Genomic DNA, 4,802 nt, shown 5'->3' with positions numbered 1-4,802 from the left:
CTCCGCGTGAGGCCGCGGCACGCAAGGCGCTCGATCAGACCCTGGCCAGGGGCGCGGAGCATTACGGCGGTTTCATTGAAGAGTACCGCCGCCGCCAGGCAGACATTCACCAGTACAAAACAGCCGCCTCAGAAACCCCGCAGGACTCAGAGTGGCAGAAGATCGCACGCTCCGCTCAGGGAGATCCCCGCACCTGGGACACCCAGCTCATCGCCGAGGTTGAAAAGAGAGACCCGGCCAAAGCAGCCGCCATGCGCCAGGCCCTGCTGCCACAGCCCACGAAGCGCCTCTTTGACGCCGCAGAGAAATCCTTTGCCAGAGCCGATGCGGCAGGCGGCCAGCCCGCAGCCGAAGCCTCTGACTCAGTGCCAGGAAAGAGCATGACACTCCATGAAATGCTCATGCAGGCCCCGGCCATGATGCAAGGCCAGGGCGGGGATCAGCCCCCGGCAGACCTGGCGGCAGCCGCACGCTCCACCGCGCAGCATGCCCTCGGCATCTCAGATCCCGAAAACGTACGCGTCACCCGCAGCGCAGACGGCACCTACACCCTCTCGCGCCCCGCAGCAGATGGCAGCGGCATCCACCAGCCCTTTGCCACCCTCGACCCCAAGACCAACCGCCTCACCCTCTCCCCCGGTCCTGATGGCCAGCACGACCAGGCCGCCATCAGCATGGCCGCCAAAGGCTCCCCCCATGGGATCCCCATTTACCTGCCCGGCACCCAGCCCCCTCTCAGCGCGGCGGAGAGAAGCGAGCTCATCGCCAGAGGCCTCCACGCCACCAGCACCACCACCGACCGCCAGCAGGCAGACGCCGCGCTCACACAGGCGGGGCTTTCCCCACAGGGCATCCGCCAGCTCGTGAATGAGGGCCGTCTCTCCGTGCAGGACGGCCAGTTTTTAAACGACAAGTTCAACGGCGGCGTGAGCTCCTATGCCGCGCACAGCGCAGCAGCCCCTCCCCAGCCGCAGGACTCCCAAGACAAGACCGGCAAGCTCACCCCCGAGTCCATGGCAGAGCAGCTCCGCCTGCGCGAGGCCAATGAGCAGTTCCTCCACCAGCAGTATCCCCAGGTGCCCATGGACGAGCTGCGGCGGAACTACAACACCTACCGCGACGACTATGTGCGCAAGAATTATGACCTGCCTGACGGCGTGGATGACAAGACCTTGCACCATCTCACCAGTCAGAAACAGGAGCGTGAAAAGCAGGAAGTCGAGACCGCACTCAAATCCCAGCAGGTCGGTTTCAAAGCCGCGCTCGATGACCTCGGCTCCCTCAAAGGCCTCACTCAAAGACAGCAGGATGGGCAGGGAGCCGGCAAGGATGCGCAGCACTTCTTCAAAGGCTACCACGCAGCGTTTGCGGTGCTCTCCAAACACCGCGACTTGTTGCAGACGCTGTCTGACTCGATCGAGCGCGACATGACCGGCAAAGCCCAGGAAGGCGATGCCGCAGCCCTGGCCAGCGCGCGTGAAAAACTCATCGACCTGCCCGATGAAGAGCGGCGCATCGTTCTCGCCGCCCTGCACAACGAAGCACAGAAGCGCGGCGCGGTGAATGGAGCGGCCAAAGGCGGTGCCGGATACGCCGATGCCGCCAAGCAGCTCCTCCATGGCCTCTTCACTGCCGGCATGACCAAGGACGGATCATCCTTCTGGCAGCAGGCCGGCGAAGCAGGCTGGCGGATTCTGGAGAGTGGCATCTCCGGCAACAGCCACGCCAACACCTTGGAAGTGCTCAAATCCGTTCCCACAACCGGGCGCGTCACCTTTACCGGAGACATCCGCACGGCAGAAGATGCGCGCCGGTTTGTGGAGGCAGAAATGATTCATGCTCATGCCGTCAATGCATCTGTGGCGGGCGACGGGCCTGCCATCCTCCCCCGTGAAGGCTCGGAGCTGACGCTCACTCCTGAGCAAACCCGCCTCATTGAAGATGCCAAGAACCGGCTGGCCCGAGGAGTGCACATGGCTCAGGAAATCAGCGCCCTCGGCTCAGACGTTGATCCCATTCCAAACCTGTTTGCTTCGACCCTGGGTTCGAGCGCCGCCATGATGGGCCTCATGGCTGCCAGCCGGGGGGCAGCAGCCCCGTTCATCGCCAGCCTTTACAAAGGAGCTGCCTATGAAGAATTGAGTTTGAAGTACCCCGAGGCCTCTCATGAGGCCAAGCTCAAAGCAGCCACACTCTCCGCCGTCATCCAAACCGCAGGCGACTACGTCGGCGTCAAAGCTTTCAGCGGCCTCAACATTGGCAAGCTCCTCGCCAATCCGCAGGGCCTCACCGCCGCAGTCATCGGGCGCGGTCTTGGCAGGGCAGGCCTTTCATACGCCGTGGAAAACGTCGTCGAAGCCGGGCAGGACATCGCTACGCCCGCCATCATCCAGGCGCTCAAGCTCGACTTCCCCGGCTTCGACTGGGAGCAGGAGAAAAAGGACTTCTGGAAAAGCCGCGCCGATGTCGCCATCGGCATGCTGCCCCTGACCCTGCTCGGCCTCGGCGCAGCCTCCGTGAAGGATTACGCCAACGGCAAAGCCCTGCTCAGTGACAATGCGGCGCTCAGCCGCCTGGGCCTGCAGAAAAACTACCGCAAAGACATCATCGACGCCACCCGGCGCGGCGATACCGACACCGCGCAGCTCATCCTCCAGGAGGGCTTCAAGAAGCGCGACCCCGCCATCGCTGCGGAGTCTCAGCAGGAGATGGATGCTGAGACGGAGAAGCTCGATGGCGCTACGGAGACATCATCGAGTGGCGCCGACGAGTCAGCAGAAGGCCGAAACCCGTATCGCGCGCCCAATGGCACGCTGATCATCCCAGAGCGCAGCAGCAGCAGCAGCGACCCGGCGCTGGCGGAGCATGAAAAGAAGCTGCAGGACATCGCCAACAACCAGCCACGCGCAGACAAACTCTACAACGAGATCCCGGACGCGAAGGGCGGCAAGGTCATCGGCACCGACATCGCACGCGAACTGCTGCCGGAGTTTGCTGAAAGCCGCGAGGGCAAGATCAACTACACCAATGCAACCGGCCGCGTGGCCCAGGCCTACGCCAAAGACCGACTATGGCGTGAGATTGAAAATCCTCAGGGCAGGAAAGAACTGATGTTCACCGCAGGCGGTGTGGCTTCTGGCAAGAGCACAGCGGTCACTGATCAGGCAGTGAACGAGAGTGATCTCGTCTATGACGGTACATTGAGAGAGACGGACTGGTCCATAAAGACCATTGAGCATGCGATCGCCAAAGGTTGGCATGTGGTGATCAACTATGTTCAGCGCCCGCTTCCACTGGTGCTGAAAGGAGCGATTGACCGTGCGCAGAGCAAAGGCCGCTGGGGTTCACTGGCAGACCTGCCAGCCATCCACCAGGCCGCACAACAGAGCATTCTTAAGATCGCCAAACACTTTGCGAATAATCCCAACTTTGCACTTAATATCTGGCTCAATGATGGAAAGACATTGACGGAAAAACCCAAATTACTGAACCTGGAACAAATTGACGCAGGAGGCGAATACTCATATGATACAAACCATGAACAAGGGCTGGACGGAAGAACGACTCAAGGCGCATCGGGAAGCGATTCTGAAAGGTTTCGGCGAGAGGGAGCTGAAACAGCTCGCCGAATCTTCGAAGAAGCCGTCCGAAGCGGAGACTACGAGCCACGAGTCCTCCGACTCCTCGCCAAAGGAAACCCAGAACTCGAAGCGCTAGTGCCGCATGACCATTGAGTCAGTTACAACCAATTAATCAAGGCTGGACAGAAGAACGCATCAAGGAACGGCGGGAAATCTTCCTGCGGAGTTTCGGGAAGAGGGAGCTGAAAGAGCTCGCCGAATCTTCGAAGAAGCCGTCCGAAGCAGAAAGTACGAGCCACGAGTCCTCCGGCTCCTCGCCCAAGGAAACCCAGAACTCGAAGCGCTAGTGCCGCCTAATCATTGAGTCAGTTACAACCAATAAAAGCTGCCAGGCACGAATGGCATTTTGTGGAGACTTCATGCCTCCAGCTTAAGCGAGGATGAAAGAAATGAACCCACGCGCCAACCAATAGCGCGGGACGTGCCAGCCTATTTGAATAATAAAGTCAGGACAGCTGCTCGGTGATGAATGCTCCTATGATTGAAGCCGCCTCAAAAAGAGAAATCGGTCGGCGTTCAGCTTTGTGACCGATGCTCTCTCCCTGAAACGGCAACGCTGTTGGCGGAACCAAGTTAACCTACGTCTAACTGAACATGCCAGCACCTTGCCCCCTCGGAGTAGTTGATTCACCTGCTTCACGCAGGTTCACCCCTGCGGGGCAGTCCTTCGGACTGTCTGAAACGCCTCCGTCCCTCGGCGTTTGTCCCTGATCACTCTGCCAAAGTACTGACGAACGCGTGTCGTGGTCAGTTTCAGCAACAACTTCGGTAGGCATGCGACCGTCCTGATGATGTCTGCGGCTGTTTATCGCAGAACAGTCCAAAGGACAAGTTGTGAGGATTTCGACAGGTCATGTTACCTCCCTGCAGCGCACTGCTGCCATGCGGCTGAGGCACTCTGATCCACCATCCGTCGAAAGCTGAATGCCCTACGCCAGCCCCGGCAGCCAGCCGTCCCCACCACACTTGAATACCATCATCTACCACTACAACACATTTTCCACTTGCATTCCCAAATCACGGCCCAATCCTTTTCAGATCTTTCAAACAACCTGACGCTGTGAAGAACTCGGAAGGTGCCACCGCCGCCCTGCGGCCATGCACTTCACATGCGTTCCTCTTCATCTCTCCGCCGCCCCCTTCCCTGCGCCACTGCCCGCC

Annotated in this window: 1 protein-coding gene; it reads left to right on the top strand. The window is 60.0% G+C overall.

The window, feature by feature from the left end; genetic code table 11:
• Nucleotides 1-3,734 (top strand): zeta toxin family protein (locus tag WAW39_RS15635; protein ID WP_422320121.1); only part of this gene is annotated, 3,734 nt, incomplete at its 5' end.
• Nucleotides 3,735-4,802 lie beyond the last annotated feature (1,068 nt).

Source organism: Prosthecobacter sp., assembly GCF_049294395.1.
In the GTDB taxonomy this organism is placed as follows: Bacteria; Verrucomicrobiota; Verrucomicrobiia; order Verrucomicrobiales; family Verrucomicrobiaceae; genus Prosthecobacter.
Note: the sequence above shows the minus strand (reverse complement) of the source record. Positions and strands in the feature narration are given on the sequence as shown.